The organism is Mesorhizobium sp. M7A.F.Ca.CA.002.09.1.1, assembly GCF_003998555.1.
GTDB lineage: Bacteria > Pseudomonadota > Alphaproteobacteria > Rhizobiales > Rhizobiaceae > Mesorhizobium > Mesorhizobium ciceri.
Window position 1 is genome coordinate 1 of sequence record NZ_RZRR01000845.1, and the last position, 2,443, is coordinate 2,443.

Genomic DNA, 2,443 nt, shown 5'->3' on the forward strand with positions numbered 1-2,443 from the left:
TGAATGACTGTTCCGCCGCCGAATGGTCGTCGAGCATCAGCTCGTCTTCAAGCGACATTGCCACCGCATCGTCGAATTCGTCATCGGAGGCAACCGGCTCGACAGAAGCGGGCGTATCGGCAACGCTGTACAGGGCCTCTTCGGCTTCCTCATCGATCCGAAGGTCCTGGTCGAGCGAGGCGGCAAGCTCGTCCGCCATCGACTGATCGTCCTCGAAGGGGGACACGTCCTCGAGCGAACCGGCGACGGCATCGCCAATGTCGGACGCGAAAGCGGGCTCGACGGACGGCACGGCTTCAGCGGCGACCGCATGGCTGGCGCCGGCGACGTGGTCGTCGATCTCAGCCATGTCCAGTTCGAAATCGTCGTCGAGCGACACCGAAAGCTCGTCGTCCATCGCGCTGGCGTCAGCCGCTTCGAATGCCGGCTCATGCACGAAAGTCGGCTCATGAGCCTGAACAACCGGAGCGGCGTCGCTGTCGTCAGCGCCGAACTCGCCCATCATTTCTTTCTCGAGATCGATATCGAAATCGCCCTCTTCGAGCCCGTGATCGGCGGCTGGGGCCTGCGGCTGGGCGGGCGATTGCGGCCTGACCGGCTGGCGCGGGTCGAATCCCATGATCCTGGTCAGTTCCGCGAACGGATCATCCTCAGCGATGTCGTTGTTGTCGGCTACTCTCAGCTGGGTTCTGTCTGCCATTATTGTTCCCGAACTCGCACTCATTCGGACGCCATGGACGTCGCGTAGGGTTGGCCCTTACCAGCGCAATGTGGGCAAAAGGTGACAGGTTATTTAGTCAAACCTAACGCATTTCAGTGGGCGCGGCGGCCCCGATCAACGTCAGGCCGGACGTCAAAACGTCCGAAACAGCCTGCACCAGCCCTAGTCTGGCATGCGTCAATTGTCGGTCGTTAACCTTAACAAAACGTAAGTCCGGATTATCCGTGCCACGGTTCCAGTGCCCGTGGAAGCTGGAAGCCAGATCATAGAGGTAAAATGCCAGCCGATGCGGCTCGAGCGCAAGGGCGGCGGACTCGATCAGCCGCGGGTATTCGGCAAGCTTGCGGATCAGGCCGATCTCGCCCTCGTCGGTCAGCAATGCCGCGGCGGACGCCAGGCTGTTGCGGTCGAAATTGGCTTCGCCCAGTTGCTCGCTCGCCTGCCGGAACACCGAATGACAGCGCGCCGAGGCGTACTGGACATAGAACACCGGATTGTCCTTGGACTGCTCGGTCACCTTGGCGAAATCGAAATCCAGCGGCGCATCGTTCTTGCGATAGAGCATCATGAAGCGGATCGCGTCGCGGCCCACCTCCTCCACCACTTCGCGCAGCGTCACGAAATCGCCCGACCGCTTCGACATACGCACCGGTTCGCCCTCGCGAAACAGCTTGACCAGATTGCAAAGCAGCACGGTGAGCTTGACCTCTTCGCCGGCAATCGCCCGCGCCAGGGCTTCCAGCCGCTTGACGTAGCCGCCATGGTCGGCGCCGAGCACATAGATCAGGTCGACGAAGCCGCGATCGACCTTGTCCTTGAGATAGGCAACGTCGGCGGCGAAATAGGTGAATGAGCCGTCCGACTTGACCAGCGCCCGGTCCATGTCGTCGCCGACCGCGGTCGAGCGGAACAGCGTCTGCTCGCGGTCCTCCCAATCGTCGGGTTTCTCGCCCTTGGGCGGCGGCAGCTTGCCCTTGTAGATATGGCCCTTCAGCGTCAGATCGTTGATCGCGGATCGGATCTTCCTGGCATTGTCGGCGTGCAGCGTGCGCTCGGAGAAGAACACGTCGTGATGCACGTTGAGCATCGCCAGGTCCTCGCGGATCATCGCCATCATCGCATCGATGGTGCGATCCTTGACGATGGCGAGCGCCTCGTCATCGGGCATCTGCAGCAGCGAGCGGCCGAATTCCGCGACCAGCGCCTGACCAACTGGCACCAGGTAATCACCCGGATAAAGCCCGCTCGGAATCTCGCCGATGTCGTCACCCAGCGCTTCGCGGTAACGCAGGAATGCGGAACGGCCGAGCACGTCGATCTGCGAGCCGGCGTCGTTGATGACGTATTCTTTGGTCACGTCGTAACCGGCGAAGGCCATCAGATTGGCAAGTGCATCGCCGACGACAGCACCCCGGCAATGGCCGACATGCATCGGTCCGGTCGGATTGGCCGAGACATATTCGACATTGGTCTTCCTGCCGCCGCCAACCATCGAGCGGCCATAGTTGCGGCCCTCGCCGAGCAGTGCGGTCAGATGTGTCTGCCAGAAGCCGTCCTTCAGCCTGAGATTGACGAAACCGGGGCCGGCCACCTCTGTTGCCGCGACATCCTTGTCGTCGCGCAGCGCCTGCGCCAGTCTTTCGGCCAGCGCGCGCGGGTTCTGGCCGGTCGGCTTGGCCAGCACCATTGCCGCATTGGTCGCCAGGTCGCCATGGCTGGCGT

Annotated in this window: 1 protein-coding gene and 1 pseudogene; both read right to left on the reverse strand. The window is 62.3% G+C overall.

The window, feature by feature from the left end; genetic code table 11:
- Positions 1-700, reverse strand: a pseudogene (locus EN994_RS27170) (SPOR domain-containing protein); the annotation flags it as partial.
- A 103-nt stretch (positions 701-803) separates the two neighbouring features.
- Positions 804-2,443 (reverse strand): arginine--tRNA ligase (gene argS, locus EN994_RS27175; protein ID WP_127307955.1); only part of this gene is annotated, 1,640 nt, incomplete at its 5' end.